We start from the raw sequence: 25262 nt of genomic DNA, 5'->3' as shown, positions 1-25262 counted from the left end.
AATGTCCGGGGTCTTGTCTTTCTTTCTGGTCATAGTTTTGCTCCTTGTTACATGATAGGAAACTATGACCGTTTACACACTTTATCTTACAGACTCTTCACAGCAGCTCCAACTCTTCTAAATACCTCGAAGCTCTGCTTCGAGGATCCTTTATCATGATTCTTTTGGGCAAAATCTGTCATGCTCAATTGCAGGGGCAAGTCCCGACTTGTCGGGATGCCCTCCTGATCAAAACCGGCAATGCCTGGTCAATGGCAATCAGCAATACAGCACATGTTCATGGAAAGCAGCATCGCGACGCGGCAATCCATCGGACGGAGTCAACGGATATTCCAAGAGGTGGATCGCCACGTCCCGACCTGTCGGGATTCGCGACGACGAATCTTCGTTATTTCTTTGGCAACAATAAATGCTCTTCGATTTTCGGTGTTTGGAATCCCCCCTGCCCCCCTTTGCAAAAGGGGGGGGGTGATTTCAATTTGTGCGTTCCTCTTTGCCAAAGGGGTGTGATTTCAATTTTGCCTCCTCTTTGCCAAAGTGGTGGATTTCAATTTCCCTCCCCCCCCTTTGCTAAAGGGGGGATCAAGGGGGGATTTAGCTAATGCCTTGATTTATTTTGCGTTATTGATAAACCCCGTCCTGAAAGCTTTCGGGATGGAGCAAGCAATAAGTTTTTTAACCCAATCGCGGCATGAGAATCCTCATTATCGAAGATGAACCGGGAATCGCGGGCTTCCTCAAGGAGGGGCTGGAGGAGGAGTACTTCGCGGTCGATGTCGCCAGCGACGGCCGCACGGGTCTCGACCTCGCCATGTCCAACGACTACGACCTCTTCCTCGTTGACTGGATGATTCCCGGCATCAGCGGTATCGAGGTGTGCCGGAGGCTGCGCAAGGAGGGCAACGAAGCGCCGGTCATCTTTCTGACGGCGAAGGACACCATCGAAGACGTGGTGTTCGGACTCGATGCGGGGGCCAATGACTACATCCGCAAGCCCTTCGATTTCGAGGAGCTGCTGGCCCGCATCCGGGTGCAGTTGCGGCGGCGGGGCAGCGAAGGAGGCCCGCTCGCCGCCGGGCGGCTGTCGGTCGATCCGGCGACCCACGAGGCGCGGTATGGCTCGACCGGACTCGCCCTCACCCCGAAGGAGTTCGCGCTGCTTGAATTCCTGCTTCGCAACAAGGGCAAGGTGTGCACCCGCAGCCGCATCATCGAGCATGTGTGGGACATGCACTTCGATTCCGACACCTCGGTGATTGACGTCTATATCAATTTTCTCCGGAAAAAACTCGACGCCGCCGGGTGCCGGAACCTGATCCAGACTATCCGTGGCGTGGGCTACATCATCCGCGAAGCGGACGTGGAGGGCGCATGACCAACTCCCCCGCGCCCGCCCAGCGTGGCCGTCCGAAGCTCTTCTCCTCGATGAGCATCCGCAACAGGATCGCCCTCTACTACACCGGGGCGACGGCGCTTCTGATCGCGATTGTCTTTGCCGCCATCATCTTCACCGTTGACAGCGTCGTTTACCGGCACCTCGACGAAGAGCTTCTGAAAGAGGCTGTCGAAACGCTCGGCGAAGCGCATATCCGTATCGATGATTTCGGCGGTTTTGTTCGTGGCGACGCTCATGTTGACGATGATGTGGTCGATCACGACGACGACCGGGGACGACGGCATCACCATGGTCGTCACCGTGACCTCGACGTCGAGTTCGTGCAGCTTTCGGACGCCGAGGGGCGGATCGTCAGGAAATCGGCGAGCCTGTTCGAGAACTCGCTCGGCGTCGAGCGGGGCAGTCGCGAGGCCGTCATGCGGAACAGCACAGTCGGCGGCGCGACGGTGCGCCAGCTCCAGCTTCCGCTGCTGGGCCGCGACGACAAGATCAACGGCTACCTGGTCGTGGCCGTGCCGCTCCGGGGCGCGATGCTGGTGCTGCGCGACCTGTCCACCATCATCCTCGTTTCGTTTCCTGTCATCATCATTCTGCTCTTCGTGGTGACGCGGCTGATTGCCGGGCAGAGCATCAGGCCGATTGACGAGGTGATCGCCACGGCTGAAACAATCACCCAGTCGAACCTCGACCAGCGCATCGCCCTGCCCCGGAACCGCGACGAGTTGTACCGGATGTCGGTGACGGTGAACGCGCTGCTCGACCGGCTGCAACAGGCGTTCGGGCGCGAAAAGCAGTTCACCGCCGACGCGGCCCACGAGCTGAAAACACCGCTCGCGGCGGTCAAGGGCACGCTCGAAGTGCTGGTACGCAAGCCGCGCGAGGTCGAGCATTACGAGAGCCGCGTCCGCACCTGCCTTACGGAGCTGAACCGCATGGCGCGCCTGATCGACCAGCTCCTGATGCTGGCCCGTTACGACAAGGAGAGCGGCACGCTCGCTATCACCGAGGTCGATCTTGCCCGGCCCGTCAACGCCGTTATGGAGCGCTTGCAGCCCGTCGGCGCGGCAAAAGGCATCGCGGTTACGCTGCACGACAGCCGCCCTGGCACGGTCGCTGCCGATCCCGCGCTGCTGGAGATCATGCTCGGCAACCTGCTCTCCAACGCCATCAAGTATTCGCCCGAAGGCTCGCCGGTCGAAATCCGGATTTTGCGTCGGGACGGTGCAGTGGTCTGCGCCATCGAGGATCACGGCATCGGCATTCCGGCGGAGCAACTCCCGGCAATTTTCGACCGCTTCTACCGCGTGGACGAGTCGCGGAGCGCGGGCACAGGAGGCAGCGGGCTTGGCCTGTCAATCGTCAAAAAACTGGCCGACCTCCAGTCCATCGCTGTCTCGGTCACGAGCGAACCGGGCCAGGGAAGCACTTTCGAGCTGACGTTCCCGTCGTGAAAAAGCGGAAGCCGAGGGATGCGTTTTCAGTCACTTTTAAGCCTGCTTTCAGGACGGTTTAAGGAAGCCGGGGATAACTTTTCCACTGGAAAATCATGAAAACAGTTACCCGGCAAAACCATGTGGCAATCACTCCTGATACGCAAAGCATTCCCGCTGACGGTTTCATACCTGCTTCTCATTGCCGCCGCGATGGCGCTCGACTCCCTGCTGCACCAGTTCAGGCTCGAACTGGCTGGCCGGTACCTCGGCGTTGCCGGAACCCTCTTTTTTCTCCTCTCTTTCATCTATTCGGCGCGCAAAAAAAAGATCATCCCGAAAGGGCCGGTCAAGCGCTTTCTCCAGCTTCACTGCAACGCGGGATGGATTGCGACGCTTCTGATACTGGTGCACTCCGGGATCCATTTCAACGCGCTGCTGCCCTGGGCCGCCACGGCGCTCATGATGATCGTGACGGCAAGCGGCCATGTCGGCCAGCATCTCGTGCGCCAATTCAGGAGCGAGGCGAAGCTGAAAAAGCAGCAACTCGGCATCGACGCTCCACCGGACGACGCGCTCGACCGGGAACTGTTCTGGAATTCGGTGACGGTGAAGGCGCTCGACCGGTGGCGAACGATGCACATGCCGCTCGTCGTGTTCCTTGCCGTGCTGACGCTGGCGCACGTCGCTTCGATCCTTGTTTTCTCGAGCCGGGCAAACTGGATGTGAATACATGAAACCGCTTGCCATCATCGCCGCATTTCTCGCCGTGCTCATCGGCCTCGCGCTGGCATTTCCGGATCGCCTGCTCAATCCCGGAGGCCTGATGCAGGGTCATGCGAAAATCGAAAAGGAGTGCCTCTCCTGCCACAAGCCGTTCAAAGGCGCGCTCGCCATGCAGTGCGCGAGCTGCCACAAGCCCGGCCAGATCGGCGTCAGGAGGGTCGATGGAACGGCCCTGCCGAAAAAGGCGGGCAAGGCGCTTTTCCACCGGGGGCTGCCCGCGAACGGCTGTCTCGAATGCCACACCGACCACAAAGGGCGTGAGGCAGCAAAAGCGCTTCGTGCGTTCAAACACGACCGTCTCGGTGCGGCGGTTCGAGCCAACTGCAACACCTGCCACGACACCCAGAAGCCGCAGGACAAGCTGCACAAGCTCGCGAGCCGGAGCTGCGGCGAGTGCCACGCGACCGGCGGATGGCGGCCCGCGAGCTTCGATCACAAGAAGCTGGCTGCCGCCCGGCGCTGCATCGAGTGCCACAAGCGCGACCTGCCCATGGGCGGACTTCACGCAAGCGCGGGGACGAACTGCGGGACCTGCCACGTCGCCAAAGCCTGGAAACCGGCCAGCTTCAACCACGGCCGCTACTTCCGGCTCGACCGCGACCACCGGGCGAGTTGCGCGACCTGCCACAACGATCCGGCAAACTACAAAAGCTACACCTGTTACGGTTGTCACGAACATACTCCGGCCAACATCGCCCGCGAGCATCTTGGGGAGGGAATCCGGAACTACCGGAACTGCGCGAAATGCCACCGTCGAGGAACGTATGGCGATTGAGCTATTCTCGAAAACCGGCGTTTTTTCGCTGTCGGAATCCGATGCGCTGGTTATAAGTCATTCGGGCCGTATCTTGTTCCATGCGCGAACCTTCGGGCGCTTCAAACCGGTAAATCGTCACGATGTCCGATCAACCTCGTAACCATTCGCTCACTCGTTTTGTGTGGCTGTCGATCACGGCCGCCGTGGTCACCATTGTGCTGAAAATGGCGGCGTGGCGGTTGACCGGATCGGTGGGGTTGCTCTCCGACGCGCTGGAGTCGTTCGTCAATCTGGCCGGGGCGATGATGGCGCTGGCGATGCTGACGCTCGCCGAGCGTCCGGCCGACGAGTCGCACGCCTTCGGTCACGGAAAGGCGGAGTACTTTTCGAGCGGTTTCGAGGGGTTGCTGATTCTCGTCGCCGCGCTTGGCATCGGCTTCAGCGCGGTCGAGCGGCTCTTCAATCCGCAGGCGCTGCACGAGGTCGGCCCGGCGCTCGCCGTCTCCGCCGTTGCCGGGGCGGTGAACTACCTTACCGCCCGCACGCTGCTGAAGGTCGGCGAGCGGGAACATTCCATTACGCTGGAGGCCGACGCCCGCCACCTCATGACCGACGTCTGGACCTCGGTCGGCGTGATTGGCGGCGTCGCGCTGGTGTGGCTTACCGGCCTCTGGTGGATCGACCCGCTCATCGCGCTTGTCGTGGCGTTCAACATTCTCTTTACCGGCTGGCAGCTCCTGAAACGCACCGCGGACGGGATGATGGATGCCGCGCTCTCTGCCGACCAGATCGCCTCCATCAACGCCGCCTTGCGCGAGGTGTGCGGCCAGGAGGTGAGTTGCAAAAATCTGAAAACGCGGCTGGGCGGCAATGTGGCGTTCATCACGCTCGATGTGCTCGTTCCGGCGAGCTGGAGCGTTCAGGTCGGTCACGACTGGTGCGAGCGCATCGAAGCGCATCTGCAAACGGTGGTGCCGAATTGCCGCGTGACGACGCACCTTGAACCGCGCAAAACGGTGTGAGGAAGAGCATTACGAATCGTGAAGATGATTGAAGGATGAAGTATCAATTGATCGTTTTTGATTTCGACGGCACGCTGGCCGACAGCGAGCTGAGCATCATGGAGGCGATGCGGTTGGTGGCGCGGGATTTCGGGTTGCCGGAGATCGACTGCTCGGTCGTCCGGCGCGGGATTGGACTGCCGTTGCAGCGCACCATCGAGCTTGGTCTCGGCCTCGATGCCGGAGATGCCGAAGCGGCGGTCGAGCGGTACCGGAACTATTACCACGAGATCGCCTTCGACTCGACGCGCCTGTTTCCGGGGGTGAGCGAAACGCTGGAGCTGTTGCGGCGGGAGCACCTCCTGGCCATCGCCTCCAGCAAGAGCCGTCAGGGGCTGCTCTCCATGACCCGGCATCTCGGCATTCTCGACCACTTCTCCTGCATCGCCGGAGCGCAGGATGTGGCGCAGGGAAAACCCGCGCCCGACATGGTGCTGCTCGCGCTCGAACGGCTCGCGGTTCCGGCGGAGCAGTGCCTGGTTGTGGGCGACACGGTGTTCGACATCGAGATGGGCCAGCGTGCGCGCGCCGATACCTGCGCCGTCACCTACGGCAACCATTCGGCGGCGGAGCTGCGCGGGGCCAATCCCACATTTATCATCGACTCGTTTTCCGGAATCACGGGTTGTCTGTGACCGCTCTCTGACCAAAGCGTTGCGTTTTTTATTGTATTTGTCGTTATTACTGCGGCGATAAAAACTCATGACAATTGCCCCGGACTTTAGTCTACGGTTTATCGATAAAATAAAGCGTTAGTAGAATCCCCCCTTAATCCCCCCTTTGTTAAAGGGGGGAGGGTCAACATTGAACTCACCCTCTTCAGCAAAGCGGGGGATCAGCATTGAAGTCACCCCCTTTAGCAAAGGGGGGCAGGGGGGATTCCCAACACCGAAAGTCAAAGAGCATTTATTGTTGCCGGAGTATTAAACGGCAAGTTGTGTAGGTGTTTCCTTCGTTGGCGTAACGTTAAAAAAAGTGATTGAATGCAGCGAGTGTTGGCGGGTAACGTGGTGGTGCTCGATTTCGAGACGACGGGTCTGTCGCCGCAGTATGGCGACCGGGCTATCGAGATTGGCGCCGTGCTGCTCGAAAACGGGGTGGTCGCGGATCGATTCCAGCGCCTGATGAATCCCGGTTTTCGCATCAGCAAGTTCATCGAGAGCTACACCGGCATCACCAACGAAATGTTGAAAGCAGAGCCGCCGTGTGAAACGGTGATGGCCGAGTTTGCGGATTTTCTCGCGGGCCGCAACATCGTGGCGCACAACGCTTCGTTCGACCGGCGTTTTCTGGACGCCGAGCTGAAGCGGGCCAGCCGGGCTTACCAGGGCGACTGCTGCTGCTCGCTGTTGGTGTCGCGGCGGATTTATCAGGACTCTCCCAACCACAAGTTGCAGACGCTCATCGCCCACGCCGGAATTGCGCAGACCGGGCGCTTTCACCGCGCGCTGGCCGACGCCGAGATGACGGCGCATCTGTGGCTGTCGATGATCGAGCGCATCCGCGAGCGCTACGGCGTTCCGGCGATCTTTTTCGACCAGCTCACCGAACTCTCGAAAATCGACAAGATATATACACACCGCTACCTCAGCGCTCTCGGCGGGCAGTGAACGAACGGCCAGCATAAGCTTCCGGAGGTCGGGATTGTCTATTTGATGTTTTGTTTGCGTATTTTAATTGTTAACTTCAGAGAGAAAAAGAACGGTATGATTACGCTTTGTGATACCGCTCTTTTTCAAGCACTTCCCTCGGTCTTGCAAGGTATCGCCGCTATTTCGTGGCATTTTTGCAGAAGCAGTTGATAGTTTTCGAGTTCTCCTCAGGCTTCGGCAGTTGGTTTTAGCCGTTGTCAGTTCTCTCCGTTTTCTCCAACGCCAACACTGATGGTGCTATGGGTATCAGCATCTCTGACGGGTCGGTAAAGGATTCCGGCTTACTTCCCTCGACGTTTGTTTTTGAGTTGACAAGGCGCTGCAATAACGAGTGCCTCTACTGCTACAATGTCTGGAGGGCGCCCGGTGCTCTTTATCATTCCGGCAGCGATGATGAGATGACGCTCGATGAACTCAGGGAGGTCATCATCAAACTGCAAGCCGAAACACCGGTTGAAAGAATTGCCTTGAGCGGTGGAGAGCCGTTGTTGCGCAAGGATTTGCCTGAGATCATCGAGTTCATACAATCCCGCAATATCGATCTTCTGCTGCTCACCAACGGCACCCTCCTGACGCCTGAATTCATCGAATCGACCAGCAAGGGCGTAACGTATGAACTTCCTCTTCTGAGCACCCGCCGGGAAATTCACGACAGGATAGTCGGCCATCCAGGCGCATGGGACGCCGTTGTCGAAGCTTTTCTCGATATACACGCCACCGGAATTCCCTTTTCGGCAGTCTTTGTCGCCACGGCTTTCAATTGGCAAGAGCTTCATGCCACGGCGTTGATGGCCATGATGTCGGGCGCGAGCGAGCTGCTCTACAAGCGGGTCAATATGGGCGGAGCGAACCTTTCGGCAGACAAGGGGCTTTTTGTCACTCCATCGATGATCGCCAGCAATCTGGAGGCTCTCGATGCGGTTTCGGAGCAGTACGGTTTTCGTGTTCGGGCCGATGTCGTCATCGAGCCATGCGTTGTGGATATCAGGCGCTACAAGCATGTCCATTTCGGCTTTTGCCCTCTTGCCGGAAGCCATTCGGCATTTGTCATCGATCCATGCGGCAATGTTCGTATTTGCGAGCATTCGCCGAAAATTCTGGGCAATATCAAGCGCGACAGTTTCCGTGAAATGTATCACCATCCGTATGCGCAGGATTTCAGATCGGTGTTGCCTGTCGAGTGCATCGATTGTCCGGATGAATTCCTGCACCTGTGCCGTGGCGGCTGCAAGGCCGCTGCCGCGCAGAGTTGTGGCGTGGACAACGGTCTTGATCCATTCATCAAAATGAACCGATGAAAGTCACCCTGAGCTTGACGCATCGCTGTAATCTGGCGTGCCATTACTGTTATGCCGGTGTATCGGCGAAACCTGACATGACGCTGTTGACGGCGATGAAAAGCGTTGATTTCGGTCTGGAGAGAACTCCGCCCGGAAAAACAACCGGTTTTTGTCTCTTCGGAGGGGAGCCGTTGCTGCGTTTCGATCTGGTCAAAGAGATAACGGCGTACATTCGCAGAAAAGCCGAAGAGCTTGGCGCGCAGGCGGAAATCAGTATGACGACCAACGGCACGCTGGTCGATGATGCCGTGATCGATTTCGCGGCTGAAAACAATCTGCATCTCTGTTTCAGTCTCGACGGGCCACCGGCTCTTCACGACCGGACGAGAAAATTCCAGAACGGAGAGGGAAGTTTTGCTACGGTCATGCACAATCTTGCCATGGCCAGAAAGCGCTTGCCGACTGTTCAGGTGAACGCGGTCTATGGGCCGGATACCATTGCCGAGCTTCCTGAAATTCTAAATTTTTTCATTGAATCCGGTCTTGACATCATCCATTTCAATCCCGATATCAAGGCCGATTGGCCCGAATCGCTGTATGCCGAAATGCCGGATATTTTCCGGCGAGCCGCTGACCGGTACATCGAAGCGTACCAGAACGGTCAGGAGATCGCCGTCAATCTTTTCGATGCGAAAATCATTTTGTTCCTGAAAGGCGGCTATTCCGAGTCCGATTTCTGCGCAATGGGTGACGGCGAGTGGGGCATCGCTCCCGGGGGCAATATCTATCCCTGTGAGCGCTTTATCGGGGATGATGAGCATTCGCCATTTCTGCTTGGCAATGTTCACAGCGGACTTGACGGAACGCGCCAGTGCGCCATGCGCGGTGTGCGCGGCAATCACCACGAAGAGTGCGCCACATGCAGTCTGACGAACTATTGCATGAACTGGTGCGGTTGCACCAACTACTTCATGTCGGGCCGAGCCGATATTCCGGCTCCGGTTTTCTGTGCGATGGAGCAGTCGATCATCAGGAGCGCGCGTCATGTTTTTGAACGGCTGGTTCAGTCCGAAAACCAGCTTTTCAGCGACCACATTTATGGGTACCTCAGTAAAAAAGCCCATGTTCCGGCAGACTACAATCAAAACGTAAACGAAGGAGGCTGAAATGGCTAACGCGAACATCAAGTGGAAGGGCGAAATCACTTTTGAAGGTTCCGCCGATGAGTTTAACACATTCAAGGAGATGCTTCAGAAATCGGCGGTAAAAGTGACCTTGCCCGACTCGGACCTTGGCAAACTGATCGATATTCATTTTGCCGGCTATATCAGGCCGCGCCTCGATGTGATTTTCAAAGCCGACCGGCTGAAAAAACTCACCGAAGGGGCGCAGCGCATTCCGTTCAAGATTGTCGAAGGCATTGCAGGCGGCATTCAAACCCCTCATATCCATGTTGGCGATGAGGTGGTGCTGGTGAGCAAGGAGCAGTTCAAGGAGGTTATTGGCGAGGTCGCAAGGACCATGGCCATCAAAGATATCGATGCCGCCACCGACTATGTCGGCATGGTCAGGTCGGTCATGAGGTGAGACGCTGCTGGTCCGTCAGCGAAATTTTGTCATGATTCCTGATTTTGCAGATGAAGCTGTTCCGAAAATGATTGACAAAAAAAGCAAAAGGGTTGCCGTACAAAGCAGCCCTTTTGCTTTTTTACATTGTGGACGAATCTGCGCGTATTGCGTATTTTGACAGCCTCACCGATTCCGGCGAGCCGAAACCTGAATTCTTCACAATGTTTTGATGCTATGCAGCGCTACGATGCAGTGATTTCGGGAGCCGGGCCGGCGGGATGTTCGGCGGCGCTCTCTCTTTCCCGGAAGGGGTATCGCGTCTTGCTTTTCGACAAGGCGCGCTTTCCGAGAGAGAAGATTTGCGGTGACGGCGTGACCGCCGCTTCGACCGAGCTGCTCGAAGAGATGGGCGTACTGGAGCTGCTCCGCCAGCGGCCCGGCAGCCTGAACGCCTTCACTGGCGCGACCTTCGTCTCTCCCGGCGGCGCGGTGGTGCAGGGCCGGATTTTGCAGAACGGCGCGCTGCAAGGCGGCTCTTACGTCATTGCGAGAACCGATCTTGACGAATGTCTCGTCACTCGCGTCAAGGAGCACGCCTCGATCACCTTTCTCGACAACACCGAAGTCACCGGCCTCGTCATGGAGGGCGACCGGGCGCGTGGCGTCCGCACCTCCGCAGGAGAGTTTTCCGGCGGCGTGATCATTGCCGCCGACGGGGCCTATTCGCCGATAGCCAAACAGCTCGATCTGTGGAATCGCGACAAGCGCCAGCAGGGCTTCGCAATGCGGGCCTGGTTTTCGGGGGTCGAGGGGCTGAGCGATTCAATCGAACTGTGTTACGACCAAGCGATGCTTCCGGGCTATGGCTGGATATTTCCCGCCGGTGAGCGTCGCGCCAACGTCGGGGTGTTTCTGTTGCCTCGCTTCACTGATCAGCGAAGCACGAAGCGCTTGTTCGAGAGCTTCGTCAAGGAAAACGCTTTCGCGGCGGCGAGGCTGAAGAACGCCGTCATGGAGCCGGGGACGCTCAAAAGCTGGCCGCTGCCCTTCGGCTCCTTCGCGGGACGGCGTGGCCGTGGCAACGTGCTGCTCGCGGGCGACGCCGGAAGCTTCATCGACCCGATCACCGGCGAAGGTATCTACTACGCCCTGAAAACCGGTCGCTACGCCGCCGAAGCGGTCGCCCACGCGCTTGAGCGCAACGACGAATCAGCGGCGCTGAGCCGCTACGAGCAGCTTTGGAGAGGCGAATTTTCGACCCGCGTCTATTTCCCCGGCTACGTTTTTCAGCATTTCATGAACAACGCCTGGTTCGTGGACACCTTCATGCGCTACACCGCCAGAAAACAGCACAGAGCCGACCTCCTCGCCGACGTCGTCGCGCACAACCGAAAACGCCGAGACCTGTTCAAATTGCTGAATCCGTTTTATTGAAGGGGAAGAATGGAATGGTAACTCGTTTATTTGTCAGTCATTGCGAGAAGCGCAGCGACGCGGCAATCCAGATTCACGACACCCTGTCGGAACGGATATATTATGCCGATCATATTGGCAGTAACGTGAGAGTTAGGTTTGTGTATTAGCTCATTTTGCGATATTATTTTATCGCTATGTTCACGCCGGACATGCGGGCTTTCGGTGGCATTTGTACAGCACAGGAATTGTTGAGGTATGCTAATGTCAAAAACACGCTTTTTACACTCGCACTCTCAGTCAAGGCCCTTCAAGGGGTATGCGGCCCCGTCGATGGGCTATGAGAAGAGGATTCTTAGGCCGATCCGAGTAAGGCCACGTATAAAAGATGGGTTAGATGCTAAATTCTAAAAATAAAGGTTGTTGATTGTTGTTGTATAAATATCCGTAGGGTCTTATACGGAAACCATATAATCACTGTTAGCCAAGGAGATAAATTATGAAGGTATTCTTAAGTTGGTCAGGAACAAGAAGCCACAAAGTCGCGCTGGTATTTCGTGATTGGTTGCCGTCCGTCATTCAGGAAATAGTTCCTTACGTTTCCTCTGAGGATATCGACAAAGGTGCCAGATGGAGCACGGATATTGCGAAGGAATTGTCAGACTCTACTTTTGGTATCCTATGCGTAACACGGGAGAACATTAATGCTCCATGGCTCACATTCGAGGCGGGGGCTTTATCAAAAACCATGGACAAGGCATTCGTCAGCCCTTTTTTGTTCAACATTAAGAGATCAGAGGTGGATGGTCCCATCCTTCAATTCCAATCAACGATTTTCGAGAAAGAGGACCTAAAGAAACTTGTTACAACCCTGAACAAAGCATGCGAAAAAGACGGATTGACATCTGAACGTTTGAGCAAAGCATTTGACGTTTGGTATCCAACACTTGAAGACGAACTAAATAATTTGCGCGATACTGAGACATCCGGAGACGATAACGAAGGCGCTACTGAACTTCAGTCACCTAAAGCTCAGGAAATACTAGAAGAGATTTTGGACCTTTCTCGAATCAATCAGAAATTGATAAGGAACCCTGACGGATCATTAGGTTCCAATCTTGAAGAAATTGGTAATCTTCTTAGAGCGCTACTTGACCGTACAGAAAGGCTTGATGACCCTATGAGTTTTCGTCGGATTCGAAAGTTCCATCCGATAATGCTTGACGAGTTGATGCACATGTCATTGTCAAAAACCAATGGATATGTTGGAGCTCAAATAGCGTTGGGACTCCTAAAAGGTCAAATTCCGTGGATTTACGATGCCGGTATTGAAACCATCAACATCCTTCGTTCACGTCGTGCTCTGGAGGAAAAGCAAGAGGCACTTGATCAATTCAGGCGAGTTATGGATTTTTCCTTCGAGCATCCAATAATGCGAGAAATGACTGGTGGAAGCAAAGAGATGCATTTTCTTTACCGTAGGCTACCGGAAATGCTGATGGAAACGTTTGAAAGAAACATGAACGGCTAACAATGCCATGCACACGAACATATGGCTTGAGAATCATAACATCACGCTATCCATGCCAACATTGCCCAAGATACACTGCCTCCCGACTCACCAGCCACTCTTTCAGCCCCGGCACTCCATTTGCGCCGGGGCTTTGCTTCATCTCTACTCGAACTCTATCAGCGCCTGGCCGCTTTTTACGGCTTCGCCGGGGGTGGCCATGATGGCTTTGACCGTTCCGGCGGTGTGGGCGGTGATGTTGGTTTCCATCTTCATCGCTTCGAGCACCACGAGCAGGTCGTTGACCTGTAACTTCTGGCCTACCTGCACGTTGACTCGGTTCACGATACCGGCTATCGGGCTGCGGCACACCTTTTCATCCGGCAGATTGTCCGCCATCGGCTTGGCCGGTTGGGGCCGGGCGGCGGGCGGCGGCTCAGGGTTCCGGGACTGGATCGTGGAGACCGGCTGCGGGAACGAGGCGGGCATACGCGCCTCCTCGCCTTCGATCACCTCGACATCCACCACATATTTTTTCCCATCTATAGTCAGACTTAACTGCACGACTTTGGTTCCTTATTGTTTTATGCTGAAAGTGTGGGAGGACTGGATCGAAACCCTGCCCATTTGCGACCACGAACTCGGCCCATGTTCGCTGATGAACCGGGCGCGCCGGATGCGTACGTTCTTGCCGAGGTAGGCCGCTATCGAGACCGACATAATCATGAGCAGCTCCGGCGTGATCTCCTGATGTTCGCGCTCGCGTACTGTCTCTTTTATTTCCTGTTCGTTCATGTTTTCAGGTTCGTTTCAGGTTCAGAGGGGAATCAGACCGTGCTTTTTCTGCGGCCTGAACTCCCGTTTTGAGTGCAGAATGTCGAGCGACATGGCCAGGTAGCGCCGCGTTTCGGCGGGTTCGATCACGTCATCGACCTTCATGGCGGAAGCTGCGGCGTAGGGGGTGGAGAATGACTCCTTGTACTCCGCGATCAGCTCCTGCCGCTTGGCCTTCGGATCGTCCGCCTTGCGAATTTCGTTGCGGAAAATCACATCGACCGCCCCTTCGGCGCCCATCACCGCAATCTCGGCGGTGGGCCAGGAGATCACGCGGTCGGCGTCGAGATCCTTGCTGCACATGGCCAGGTACGCGCCGCCATACGCCTTGCGCATCACCACGGTGATTTTCGGCACGGTGGCCGCCGAGTAGGCGAAGAGCATTTTCGCGCCGTGGCGGATGATGCCGCCATACTCCTGCTCCACGCCCGGCAGAAAGCCGGGCACGTCAACGAGCGTCACGAGCGGAATGTTGAAGGCGTTGCAGAATCGGATGAACCGCGCCGCTTTGTCGGAGGCGTCGATGTCGAGCACGCCCGCCATCACCGAGGGCTGGTTGGCCACGATGCCCACCGAGCGCCCCTGAATGCGGGCGAAGCCGATCACGATGTTCCGGGCGAAGTGCTCCTGCACCTCCATGAAGTCCGCCCGATCCACAAGCCGTGCGACGACGTCGCGCACATCGTAGCTCTGGCGAGAGTCAACCGGGATGATCGAGTTCAGATACTTGTCCGGCAGGATCACCTCCTCGGCGTCCCACTTCGGCGGGTCTTCGAGGTTGTTCGACGGCAAAAAGGAGAGCAGGCGGCGGCAGATAGCCATCGCGTCTCGGTCATCCTCGGCTACGAAGTGCACCACGCCGGAGATGTTCATCTGCGCCGACGGGCCGCCAATTTCTTCGGCAGTCACCTCTTCGCCGGTGACGGCCTTGATGACCGAGGGACCGGTGATGAACATGCAGGCCGATCTGGTCTGGATGATGAAGTCCGTCAAGGCCGGGCTGTAGGCCGCTCCGCCCGCGCACGGGCCGCAGATCAGCGAAATCTGCGGCACCACGCCCGACAGCATGACGTTGTTATAGAAAACCTGCCCGTAGCCGGAGAGGCTTTCGATCCCCTCCTGGATGCGCGCGCCGCCGGAGTCGTTGACGACAATGAAGGGCGAGCCGGTTTTCAGCGAAGCCTGCATCATCTGCACGATTTTCCGGCAGTGCACCTCGCCCGCCGAGCCGCCGCCGACGGTGAAATCCTGACACGCCAGATGCACCAGGCGACCATCCACGCTGCCCGCGCCCGTCACCACGCCATCGGCGGGCATGGGCTTGCCCTGCATTCCGAAGTTGGTGCAGCGGTGCTCGGCAAAGAGGCCACTTTCCAGGAAGCTGTCCTGATCGAGCAGCACGGCGATCCTCTCGCGAGCCGTCAGGCTTCCGCCTGCATGTTGCTTGTCGATGCGCTCTTGGCCGCCGCCGAGCTGAATCTTCTCCCGCTTCCGGTTCAGTTCCTCTATTTTTTCTTCAATGCTCTTGATATGTTCCTGCATCACTCGATTATTATAATTACTGATATGGGGCCACCGTCACCTTGTGCTGCCGTCCGCTCAGGGTCACGGCATAGGTGATGGGGCCGGTAATGGCGCCCTGGTGCCCCTCCGCGGGCTGGGTTTCGGAGACGCCGGTGAGCGGGTCGCGGCCAAGGTTGCGCGGCCCTTCGTGGCGGGTGGCGAAAAATTTGGGCGCGACCTGCGGAAACATGGTATAGGTCAGCACATCCTCGTCGGAGCCGTTGCACCCTTCGAGCGCGAGCGCTTCGGAGCGCAGCTTCTGCCATTCGGGCTGGAGCAGGTCGGCGGGACGGCAGGTGACCGGCTGCTTTCCGGCGTGCCGATGCGCCATTTCGACCACCTCCGGGTTCTTTTCCCCCGGCCCCTTGCCGTAATATCCAAGCATGAGATCGGCGAATTCGCCGGTCAGGACGGCGTAACGGCCCATCAGCACGTTCAGCACCGCCTGGGTGCCCACAATCTGGCTGCTCGGCGTAACGAGCGGCACGTAACCGGTGTCGCGGCGCACGAGCGGAATCTCGTCGAGCACCTCCTGCATCCGGTCGCCCGCCCCCTGCTGGCGAAGCTGGTTCTCCATGTTGGAGAGCATCCCGCCGGGAATCTGGCTCTTGAAGAGTTCGGTCTCCACGCCGGTCACTTTCGACTGGAACTCGCTGTAGCGTTCGAGCACGTTCATGAAGTGGCGCTTGACGCGCTGCACCCGCTCCATATCGACGCGGGTCGCAAAGCCGGTGCCTTCGAGCATCTCGATGAAGCTCTCCGTCGGGTTGTGGCCGGGGCCGAGGCTCATCGAGCTGACGGCGGTATCGACGCAATCGATGCCCGCCTCGACCGCCTTCATGAGGCTCACGAGGGTGACGCCGGTAGTGGCGTGGACGTGCAGGTGAACGCGCAGTTCCGGGCCGCACGCCTCCTTGATGCCGCGCACCAGCTCGTAGGCCGCCTGCGGCTTGATGAGCGCCGCCATGTCTTTGATGCAGATCGAGTCAACCCCCATCTCCTGCAATCGCCGCGCCTGATCGACGAACAGCGCCGTGGTGTGAATCGGGCTGACCGTGTATGAAATCGTGCCCTGCGCGTGGCCGCCCGCGTTTTTGACCGCCCGCACCGAGGTTTCGATGTTGCGCCGGTCGTTCAAGGCGTCGAAGATGCGGAACACGCCGATGCCGTTCTCGGCGGATTTCTGGCAGAAGCGCTCGACCACCTCGTCCTGGTAGTGGCGGTAGCCAAGCAGGTTCTGGCCGCGCAGAAGCATCTGCAGCGGGGTTTTCGGCATGAGCTTTTTGAAGGTGCGCAGCCGCTCCCAGGGGTCTTCGTTCAGGTAGCGGATGCAGGCGTCGTAGGTCGCCCCGCCCCAGCACTCGATTGACCAGTAGCCCGCCTCGTCGAGGTCGGCGCAGGCTCCGGTCATGTCGTCGATGCCGAGCCGCGTCGCGATGAGGCTCTGATGGGCGTCGCGCAGCGCAAGCTCGGTAATATCAATGATTCTTGGTTCCATGAATGGTTGTGAGGTGAATTAGGAGTTCCGGATGGGATGGCTCCGGCGAACCGAAAATGGTTCCCGACCGGAAGTCGAGGGATGTAAGGCAGGATCGAAAAGGCATTGCGTTCATCAATTGTTATGCCGGAGCTTCTGGCGGCATGGCGTACCGCAGTGGTAAAATTCCGCCAAAACATCAACTTTTTACGGCGAGCGAATATAGAAAAAATATGCTGATTCTATGTGACATAATTGTTAATCCATAAGAAAAGCCGTTTTTCAGGCTGGACGCGACCCGATCCGCAGCGTCAGGCAGGCGAACGGTGACGAGAGAGGCGTTGCTATTTTTCTGCCTGCCAGCCAGAAATCCGGAAGGCCGGGACTTGATAAATACCGTGATTCTTCGTACATAGAAAGCGTAAGCCTCGCCGTCGAGCTTATGCAGTACCCCTCCCGAGACGGATTGTCGAATGAGCTGAACAATAGGCTGGTTTGTGATTGTGATTTTTGGTTGTTTGATACAGGAAGAGGCTGTTTGCTTTTCCAGAATATGGCAGATCAGCCTAAACAATGTTGGGCCACAAATAAAAGGAGGTTGATATGACGGCATACAAGAATCTCGGCGGTAACTCAAATGTCCTTTCCTACGAATTAGGCGAAGATTCAATCCATGTAGTATTCAAATCAGGAACTCATCGCAACTATCTCTATAACCATGTCAGCCCAGGTAAAGCGATCGTTGAAAGAATGAAAGCCTTGGCAATTCAGGGGCATGGTTTAAATTCTTATATCTCCACCACCGTAAAAAGCAATTTTGCAAAGAAGTGGTAGAACGGCCAAAAGTACTTCAAACGGGGCACTCCAGCAACCAGTTTCACCGATTGTTGGAGTGCCGCGCAGACTAAACGTTATGGATTATATGGATGAACCATGAAGATAGAAAAAGTTACCATAAACAATTGGAGATCCCTAAAGGATCAAGTCATCAAAGCACATGACTTAATGGTGATAATAGGACAAAATAATCACGGTAAATCGAACTTACTGTCGTCCATATTGTTTTTCTTCGGTGAGATAAAGCATCAGACTCTTGACTTTTATCGTGGCACTACAGAATTGTTTGTTGAACTGCAATTTGGCAGTATAGATGATGCCGATAAGACAACTTTCAAAAAGTATCTAACTTCTGAAGGGAAAATTGTAGTTAGAAAAACGGCTTTCTTAGGCGGTAGCTTTGAATATCGTGGCTATATTGAAAATCCAACCGAAGAATGGTTGCAAGAAGCTAATGCGGCCGCATACGCAAAAAGGGAAATTGCCAGCGGTCTTCCATTCAATCCCTATCTTCCAGATAGCGGTAGAATAACCAAGCAAAACATCATTGATGCTCAAACTGCGTATATTGAAAAATACAAGGATTCCGTTAGCTTTAGCTTCGAGCTTGAAACCACAAATTTTCTGGGTCTTAAATCTGTTGCTACTGGAATATTCGGAGAAGTGTATTTTATTCCTGCTGTCAAGGAGGCCTCCGATGACTTCACATCAAGGGATTCAAGCGTCTTTGGAAAAATGTATGCAGATGTTGTCGCATTAATGTCAGAAACCAACGAAGAGTGGAAGGCTACAAAAGAAAATCTTGGAAAGCTATTTGCAACACTGAATAAAAAGGACAAAGATGGCAATGAAAATCAAAAGCGACCTCAGCAACTTGAAGATTTTGAAAATGAGTTGGCATTAGAGCTAGACTCTTGGAACGCAAGAATTGATATTGAAGTAAGCTCTCCAGATATCGAAAGCGTTTTCAAGGCTAATACTCAAGTGTGGGTTGATGATGGTGTAAGGACGGATATTAAGAGAAAAGGCCATGGCTTACAGAGAGCTTTAACAGTTGCATTAATACAGGTGGTTGCAAAAAGAGCTATTTCTGTTGCAGTGAATATTAACGATGAAAATGACGGGGCGAGAAAAGCTTCAAATTCCAGATACTTCATTTTTGAAGAGCCCGAGCTATATCTGCATCCGCAGGCACAAAGGTCGCTATTTGATTCTTTTGTACATTTGTCTGAAACCGGCAGCCAAGTGATTCTTTGTACCCATTCAAGCGGATTGATTGATGTTGAAAAATACAAGTCGATATACATTGCTGCAAAAGAGAATGGTTCTGATGAAACCAAGATAAAGCAATGTACTGATGACTTATTTGAAGGTGATGCAAAAAAAGACTTTAATTTGTCATATTGGATAAATCCAGATCGGGCGGAATTATTTTTTGCCAGCAAAGTTATTCTGGTTGAAGGGGCCACAGAAAAAACGGTATTTCCTTTGCTGGCTAAAGAGCTAGGGGTTTTTAGATATGATTACACGCTTATTGATTGTGGCTCAAAAGACAATATTCCGCTCTATGTAAAGCTTTTAAATAAATTCATGATTCCATATGTGGCCGTCTATGATCGGGATCATCAGCCAAGTAAAGGCCAAGATGCAATTGCTTCAGCAAATACATCTACTCAAAAGATTGAAAAAGAAATTATGCGTGAAATTGGGCGTTCTGTTGTGTTAGTCAATGATATTGAAGAAGAGTTAGGGCTACCACAAGGTGGCAGCAGTAAGCCTTATGTTGCATTGAATCATATAACCTCAGTAGGATTTTCTTTAAGCGAAGAAATGAAGGAAAAAATAAAATCAGTGTATAGCGCACTGGTATAACAAAGCTATGAGCCTAGGCTAATTTACGCCTGCATTACACTTGCGGATGAGCGTAGTATCCGATCGTGCTTTGATGAGCGAACGAGAAGTTGAAGGAAATAAGTTATAGATATAAAATATGATTCAACTACCTCAGATTACAAGGCATTATCTCGTAGCCGTTGCTTTCTATCGCTTTTCGGAATGCGGCTGAAATGTCGTTCCAAACAAGAATATCGACTCTGAAAGGCAGTTCGGATTCCTGAAATGCTTCTTTGATTTCGGCGAGCAGTTTCCAGTCGAGCGCTGATTTGGCCTTGATGGCGAGGTCGAGGTATGACCAGGGTTTGGCCGTGCCGTGAATCCGGGAGCCGAACACGATGATTTCGGCGTCCGGCACGAAACGATCGAGGAAGTTTTTTTAAGGACAGCCCAGGTCAAAGACTTGCTCGCTCTTCTGAAGTGAAGTCAAAGTCAACGGGCACACTCGATTCCGTCCTTCTTTCATCCACACAAACTCCCCAGTACAAACTCGCATCTCGCATTAACCGGCATTCTCGGCACTTCGATCAACTCGTAGCCCAGCGATTCGTATGCCGTGCGGATGGCGTCGTGGAGCGCTTCGGCTTCCGCGAGGGTTTGCGGGCGTTCGGCGTCGTTGATGTAGATTTCGGGCCACGGCGGGAGGATGAATACCGTGCGCTCGTAGCGGCATCGGGCGTGGGTTTCGAGGTAGTGGGCGGGGACGCTGAGGCCGCTGCGCCGGAGGTAGCCGAAGATGTCGGGGATGGCGCGGTCGAAGAAGCAGCGTTCGCCAGCCTCGGCGGCGTGGTCGTGCTGAAGGAGCATTTCTGCGAAGGCGAGGCGGGCGAAGGCTTCGAGGTCGTTCCAGGGCGTCACGCCGCCGGGACGCCTCGCTTCGCGACGGATCAGCTCGCGCGAAACCTCCCGGTAGCAGCGGTGGCCGCGCGTTTCGAGCGCTTCGATGAGCGTACTTTTGCCGCTGCCCGGCCCGCCGGTGATGATGTACCGGCGGGCCGTTTTCGTTTCGGTCGCGATCATGGTTGGGTCAGCACCGGGAACAGGGTGGCGAGGTTGTGGCAGAGAGTGCTTGTTCTGATCGGCTGTCAGGTCGTAAAGGTGCAATTGGGTTATTTCCGGTATTCCTCATAAACACGAAAGGTGGTCTGATTCCAGCACTGTTTAAGGCATGTGTGTAACGACATCGTTGCAAAAATATCAGATTCTTCGGGAAAAAACATTCATAAACGGAGGACTGAAAGCTGATTATTCCTACAGCCACCAAAGGCGCCATTTCCTGGCTGTTCAGGGGCTTTCGCTGATGATAATTCTGTCCCGGCTTGTCGTGTGAATCCAGAACTCTTTTTTTGCAACAAGATGGATTCTTTCCCGAAAGCTTTTGGTGCTGAAGCATGAGTTCGCTTCGCGTCATTCAGAATGACAGATTTTTCTCAGGCTTATTCTTGCGAGTTACTATGGCCGTAGTAACAAGCGCCCGATCAAGTTCGGAACGCTCTGCGCAAGACGTTCGTAGCCCCCTAGTGGCGTGTCAAGAAAAAAATGACGGATATTCGTCATCGCGAGTCCCGACTTGTCGGGACGTGGCGATCCATCTTTTGTTGATTTCGCTGCTTCTGTATGGATTGCCGCGCCGCGATGCGGCTTTCCATGAACAGACAGAGGAAGAGGACGGGCACAAGACCCGTCCCTACAATCGAGAATGATTTTTTTTGTCTGAATAATCATGTTCAAGGTCCAGGTGCGGTATCGATTCGGATACGGGCGGCTCGCAATGACGGGGAATACAACAGACTGTTTGGTATTGACTTGACACTACCCGAAGCGTTGCTTCTGTTTCAGGTTATGGACGGGTGAAAACCGCTATGCCTTGGAATTTTACTTCATCAGCTCCGGTAATCGCGTTTTCCATTCGGGGAACAAAACCAGATCGCATTCGACGGTCGGGCCGCTCTGGTGGACGAGTTCGAGTTCGCCGATGCGCTGGCGGGGTTCTTCGGCGAAGGCGGTGGTCATGAGTTTCAGGACGGCTTTTTTGTACTCGGTGTCGTCGTTTCCGGCGAGGTGGCTGCCTTTCATTTCGAGCACGACGAGTTTGCTCTTGCCTTCGGCTTGCTGCATGGCGAAGATGAAGTCTGGATAGACCTTTTCGCGCCGCCAACCCTGCACGGCGTAGTGGCTTCGGGCGACGTTGCGGTGCCACCAGGAGAGCGCTTTCTGCTCGTCGAGATAGATGGCGACGTCGCGTTCGTCCCTGCTTGAAAAGTCGCCTTTGTAGATGGGGGAGAAGAGGCTCTTTTCGAGCGGGCCGCCGTTCGTGCCGTTGAGCTGATCCGCGCCTTCCGGCTCGAAGGTTTCCGCCGTGTCGGGGAGTTGCCAGTTGCGCCCGTCGGCCCGCAGCCGGAACTGGATGCGCCCTTCGGCAACTTCGTGGCGGAACACTGCTTCGGCTTTGTCCGTCCGCACCTCTTCGAGCCACTTGCGCAGCTCTTCGACGATGAGACCCGAAATCTGGCCGAGCGCCGCGTCGCTGAATCCCCGCGCCCGCAGCGCCGCAAGCAAATCGCCGACGATGTCGCTTGCCCACCAGGCGTTCGGCACGATGTCCGAAATCATGCGCACGGCGTAGGCTGTGTCGAAAACGAGCCGCTCCTGCGATGCGCCGACCGCTTCGGAGACGATGCGCTCGCCGCCTGAATCGACGAGGCGAATGCGTTGCATTTGCTGTTCGGCGGCGCTGGCGTTGTCCGGAATTTTGGCGGCAAGCGGCTCGACGTCGATCTGTTGCCACTCGATGGCCGAGAGGATGTCCTCTTCGTAGCGTAGCGGTCGCACGTCAGTTCCTTCGACGCGGAGCACCAGCGGCAGATAAATCTGCGTTCGGGCGAATTTCGGGCGGCGGTGCACGGTGCGCGGGCCGGATGATAACGCGCTGTCGCTCGACCTGATCTCCCGCACCAGGTCGCCCATGCCGTCCTCCTCAAGTCCCTTCTTGATCGCTTCGACCACCTTTGCCGTGTCGGCGTGGTGGGTGATGACGTAGCTTTCGTCGAGCAGCGCGGTTTGGTTTAGATAACTGTCGATGATGAAGTCAAACTTCACTTTGCTTTTGCAGTACAAGGCTTGTGAATTCAGAGATACTCATGAGCCAGTTTTGCTGTTGCAAGGTGTAAGTCTCATGAATACTGCGGGGTAAAACAAGCTGCACATTCCAAGCCGCCATTTCATCTGTCTGGTTTCTGGAGATAGAAGCTTCGATGGTAAGGAGATGTTTTTGCTCAATGCGTTGTGCCTCCGCAAGCACCTGCCGCCAGCGATCCTTGCCAAAAGTGAAGCAAATGCCTATAATTTGTTAAAAGAATCTGCACTTATGAGTAGCACAAACCGCTTTTGAGCGCTCAACCCCTCAACCCAGGAATTATGAATCGGTCATGGTACAGCGCAAGCATAGACGTTTTTCTACAGACACCCGATGAGCAAGTTATTGGAGAACTCGCGTTGAACAGTACCTTTGCCGATCTTCCAACTCAAAAAAATGCGTGGTTCAAAGAAATCACGATGCTTCGTCAAGCCTTGAGAGGGCAACGCGGCTGGTTGCATCTCGAATTTAACATACCTCGTATGGGCCGACGAATCGATGCAGTTTTACTGCTCAACGGCATTATTATAGCTATTGAATTCAAGATCGATGCAACTCAATATCTCAGTGCAGATATTGACCAATCGTATGATTATGCACTCGATCTGAAATATTTTCACGAAGCCAGCCACAATGCAACGGTTATCCCTGTATTAGTTGCAACAAAGGCCCCCGCGATTCCTTTGGCATTGTGTCCACATCGAAGGGTTCATGATCTATATGAACCTGTTTGCACTAATGCAAGCGTTTTCACAACTACTCTCAAAGAGATTGTACGGCATTTTCCAGAAATACCATTTGATCCACAAGCCTGGTCTGAGGCCGCGTATCGACCAACACCGACTATTATTGAGGCTGCCAGAGCACTTTATGCAGGTCATGGTGTTGCCGAAATATCGAGGAACGATGCCGGAGCAATTAACCTTACGAAAACCTCAGAACAGCTTTTTCGAATTATTGATCAAGCAAGAGATCGAAAAGAAAAAGCAATTTGTTTTGTAACCGGCGTACCGGGAGCAGGAAAAACTCTTGTTGGCTTGAACATTGCTACCCGTTACAGCGATGAACAAAGCGAACTGTATAGCGTCTTTCTTTCTGGCAACAAACCACTCGTGGATATTCTTCGTGAAGCGCTTGCTCGTGATACTATTCTACGGGAATGGCTGGAGCGTGGGAAAAAAATAAAGAAAGCAGAGGCGCAAGCACGAGTAAAGGCATTTATTCAAAATGTCCACCACTTTCGTGATGATTGCCAAAAGAGCGACAAACGCCCACCGGTTGAGCATGTGGCTCTTTTTGACGAGGCACAACGCGCATGGAACAAAGAGCAAACGGCATTATTCATGAGCCAGAAAAAAGGTGTTTTTGACTTTGAGGTATCAGAAGCCGAATATCTTATTTCTTGCATGGATCGTCGGGATGACTGGGCAGTGATTGTCTGTCTTGTCGGCGGCGGGCAGGAAATCAACACTGGAGAAGCCGGTATCAGAGCATGGATCGAAGCCCTCAGGGAAATGTATGCCGATTGGCACATTTATATCTCATCTGCACTGACTGATAGCGAATATGAAGCTGACACAATCCTGTCTTCAATCAAAACGCGAAAGAACGTCCATTTTCAGAATAATCTTCACCTCGCGACTTCAATGCGCTCATTTCGAGCAGAAACTGTTTCAAGGTTCGTCAAAGCGCTACTTGACTGTGAAATCGATGAAGCTGCAGTTCTTTATCAAAAACTTCAAAAGCGTTATCCAATAGTTCTCACAAGAAACCTTGATCACGCAAAAGCATGGCTTAAAGAGCAGGCAAGAGGCTCTGAGCGTTACGGCATGGTTGTATCGTCTCAGGCTCAACGCCTCAAGCCCTATGCCATTGATGTGCGTTCTCCAATAAATCACATAAAATGGTTTCTTGACGGCAAGGATGATATTCGATCATCCTACTATCTGGAAGATGTTGCCACTGAGTTTCACGTTCAAGGTCTTGAGCTTGATTGGGCCTGTGTTTCGTGGGATGGCGATTTCCGTTATGGAAATCAAGGCTGGGAACATTATTCTTTTCGAGGCAACAAATGGCAAAACATTAAAAGTGAATCTCGAAAAATATATCAGAAAAATGCCTACAGGGTCTTGCTAACTCGCGCTCGTCAAGGGATGGTAATATTTGTGCCAGAAGGAACGCTAGAGGACCCGACAAGGATGCCAAAATTTTATGATAACACCTATAAATATCTCAAGGGTTTGGGTGTCCGGGAAATCGGTTGAAAATCGAAGTACTAAATGACTTTTCCCACGGATCAAATACTGCCCAACCCTTACGAGAAAAGTTTTCAACATCGGTCACAAACTCGCCAATCGAACGAGATTGCAAATCAATATCCTCTCTGGAAGCATCAATGGCTTCAACAGAGTCGTATTCATGAAAGCAGTGGTCATCAGCGTTCAAAGAATATTCCTCGTCATTAAATAAAAATACTTCAGGCACCCCGGCTTGATCGGCGTTGAAAAGGCACCCCATATCAAAGCTCTTTTCCAGTCGGTTGTGAATTTCATCGAGTTCCAGGCCTTCCGGATTAATAAAGGATCCTCGAAGCAGAGCTTCGAGGTATTTAGAAGAGTTGGAGCTGCTGTGAATGCAACTTTTTATACTCAATTTCTCGACCTTGACT

At 54.3% G+C, this 25262-nt stretch carries 23 protein-coding genes and 1 pseudogene; 15 read left to right on the top strand and 9 right to left on the bottom strand.

Annotation, left to right across the window (positions count from 1 at the left end):
• Positions 1–691 precede the first annotated feature (691 nt).
• The 12 genes from EST62_RS03350 to EST62_RS03295 all read left to right on the top strand — a co-directional run bounded on the left by EST62_RS03350 (position 692) and on the right by EST62_RS03295 (position 12875).
• Positions 692–1375: a response regulator transcription factor gene (locus tag EST62_RS03350; RefSeq protein ID WP_129050699.1), complete on the top strand. Its 684-nt coding sequence runs from the start codon at positions 692–694 to the stop codon at positions 1373–1375.
• Positions 1372–2847, top strand: coding sequence for a cell wall metabolism sensor histidine kinase WalK (locus EST62_RS03345; protein ID WP_129050698.1), 1476 nt, complete (start codon positions 1372–1374; stop codon positions 2845–2847). Before EST62_RS03350 ends, EST62_RS03345 begins: the two co-directional genes overlap by 4 nt.
• Before the next feature lie 120 nt (positions 2848–2967).
• Entirely contained in the window at positions 2968–3555 is a 588-nt protein-coding gene (locus EST62_RS03340; RefSeq protein ID WP_129050697.1) for a hypothetical protein, read from the top strand.
• A 4-nt stretch (positions 3556–3559) separates the two neighbouring features.
• Entirely contained in the window at positions 3560–4387 is an 828-nt protein-coding gene (locus tag EST62_RS03335; protein WP_129050696.1) for a cytochrome c3 family protein, read from the top strand.
• 122 nt (positions 4388–4509) lie between these two features.
• Entirely contained in the window at positions 4510–5391 is an 882-nt protein-coding gene (locus EST62_RS03330; protein WP_129050695.1) for a cation diffusion facilitator family transporter, read from the top strand.
• A 35-nt stretch (positions 5392–5426) separates the two neighbouring features.
• Positions 5427–6065 carry an HAD family hydrolase gene (locus tag EST62_RS03325; RefSeq protein ID WP_129050694.1) on the top strand — a complete coding sequence of 213 codons (639 nt, stop codon included), beginning with the start codon at positions 5427–5429 and terminating at the stop codon, positions 6063–6065.
• 348 nt (positions 6066–6413) lie between these two features.
• Complete coding sequence (locus tag EST62_RS03320; protein ID WP_129050693.1) at positions 6414–7040, top strand: PolC-type DNA polymerase III; 627 nt, start codon at positions 6414–6416, stop codon at positions 7038–7040.
• A 281-nt stretch (positions 7041–7321) separates the two neighbouring features.
• On the top strand, positions 7322–8380 hold the full coding sequence (locus EST62_RS03315) for a radical SAM/SPASM domain-containing protein (RefSeq protein WP_129050692.1): 1059 nt from the start codon (positions 7322–7324) through the stop codon (positions 8378–8380).
• Positions 8377–9528, top strand: a complete 1152-nt coding sequence (locus tag EST62_RS03310) for a radical SAM/SPASM domain-containing protein (RefSeq protein WP_129050691.1) — start codon at positions 8377–8379, stop codon at positions 9526–9528. The genes EST62_RS03315 and EST62_RS03310 overlap by 4 nt, the downstream gene beginning before the upstream one ends.
• A 1-nt stretch (position 9529) precedes the next feature.
• Positions 9530–9949, top strand: a complete 420-nt coding sequence (locus tag EST62_RS03305) for a hypothetical protein (RefSeq protein WP_129050690.1) — start codon at positions 9530–9532, stop codon at positions 9947–9949.
• 216 nt (positions 9950–10165) lie between these two features.
• Positions 10166–11365 (top strand): geranylgeranyl reductase family protein, encoded by a 1200-nt coding sequence (locus tag EST62_RS03300; protein WP_129050689.1) that lies wholly within the window; start codon positions 10166–10168, stop codon positions 11363–11365.
• A 478-nt stretch (positions 11366–11843) separates the two neighbouring features.
• Complete coding sequence (locus tag EST62_RS03295; RefSeq protein WP_129050688.1) at positions 11844–12875, top strand: TIR domain-containing protein; 1032 nt, start codon at positions 11844–11846, stop codon at positions 12873–12875.
• A gap of 144 nt (positions 12876–13019) precedes the next feature.
• Here EST62_RS03295 and EST62_RS03290 read toward each other — a convergent pair whose 3' ends face one another.
• The 4 genes from EST62_RS03290 to EST62_RS03275 are packed head-to-tail and all read right to left on the bottom strand — an operon-like array spanning position 13020 to position 16749.
• Positions 13020–13418 (bottom strand): biotin/lipoyl-containing protein, encoded by a 399-nt coding sequence (locus tag EST62_RS03290; RefSeq protein WP_129050687.1) that lies wholly within the window; start codon positions 13416–13418, stop codon positions 13020–13022.
• A 12-nt stretch (positions 13419–13430) separates the two neighbouring features.
• Positions 13431–13649, bottom strand: coding sequence for a hypothetical protein (locus EST62_RS13380; RefSeq protein ID WP_167599150.1), 219 nt, complete (start codon positions 13647–13649; stop codon positions 13431–13433).
• Positions 13650–13670: 21 nt separating this feature from the next.
• Positions 13671–15230 (bottom strand): acyl-CoA carboxylase subunit beta, encoded by a 1560-nt coding sequence (locus tag EST62_RS03280; protein ID WP_129050686.1) that lies wholly within the window; start codon positions 15228–15230, stop codon positions 13671–13673.
• Between the two features lie 16 nt (positions 15231–15246).
• A complete protein-coding gene (locus tag EST62_RS03275; RefSeq protein ID WP_129050685.1) occupies positions 15247–16749 on the bottom strand; it encodes a methylmalonyl-CoA carboxytransferase subunit 5S in 1503 nt (500 codons plus the stop codon).
• Between the two features lie 582 nt (positions 16750–17331).
• Here EST62_RS03275 and EST62_RS03270 point away from each other — a divergent pair.
• Both EST62_RS03270 and EST62_RS03265 read left to right on the top strand, forming a co-directional pair.
• Complete coding sequence (locus EST62_RS03270) at positions 17332–17562, top strand: hypothetical protein (protein WP_129050684.1); 231 nt, start codon at positions 17332–17334, stop codon at positions 17560–17562.
• A gap of 99 nt (positions 17563–17661) precedes the next feature.
• Positions 17662–19437, top strand: a complete 1776-nt coding sequence (locus tag EST62_RS03265) for an ATP-dependent endonuclease (protein WP_129050683.1) — start codon at positions 17662–17664, stop codon at positions 19435–19437.
• Positions 19438–19564: 127 nt separating this feature from the next.
• On the opposite strand, the pseudogene EST62_RS03260 reads toward EST62_RS03265, so the two are convergent.
• The 4 genes and pseudogenes from EST62_RS03260 to EST62_RS03245 form a co-directional block, all read right to left on the bottom strand.
• Positions 19565–19822: pseudogene (locus EST62_RS03260) on the bottom strand (nucleotidyltransferase family protein); the annotation flags it as partial.
• Positions 19823–19920: 98 nt separating this feature from the next.
• Positions 19921–20478, bottom strand: a complete 558-nt coding sequence (locus EST62_RS03255; RefSeq protein WP_129050681.1) for an AAA family ATPase — start codon at positions 20476–20478, stop codon at positions 19921–19923.
• Between the two features lie 855 nt (positions 20479–21333).
• Positions 21334–22557, bottom strand: coding sequence for a hypothetical protein (locus tag EST62_RS03250; protein ID WP_129050680.1), 1224 nt, complete (start codon positions 22555–22557; stop codon positions 21334–21336).
• Entirely contained in the window at positions 22547–22795 is a 249-nt protein-coding gene (locus EST62_RS03245; protein ID WP_256372350.1) for a type II restriction endonuclease, read from the bottom strand. The genes EST62_RS03250 and EST62_RS03245 overlap by 11 nt, the downstream gene beginning before the upstream one ends.
• Before the next feature lie 80 nt (positions 22796–22875).
• Here EST62_RS03245 and EST62_RS03240 point away from each other — a divergent pair, with 80 nt between their 5' ends.
• On the top strand, positions 22876–24858 hold the full coding sequence (locus EST62_RS03240; protein ID WP_129050678.1) for a DUF2075 domain-containing protein: 1983 nt from the start codon (positions 22876–22878) through the stop codon (positions 24856–24858).
• On the opposite strand, the gene EST62_RS03235 is transcribed toward EST62_RS03240, so the two are convergent.
• Positions 24827–25262, bottom strand: a 436-nt coding sequence (locus EST62_RS03235; RefSeq protein WP_209019402.1) for a hypothetical protein, incomplete at its 5' end; no start/stop codon positions are given. The genes EST62_RS03240 and EST62_RS03235 overlap by 32 nt on opposite strands.

Source organism: Chlorobaculum sp. 24CR, from assembly GCF_004118635.1.
GTDB lineage: Bacteria > Bacteroidota > Chlorobiia > Chlorobiales > Chlorobiaceae > Chlorobaculum.
This window is presented reverse-complemented; position numbering and strand designations above follow the sequence as displayed.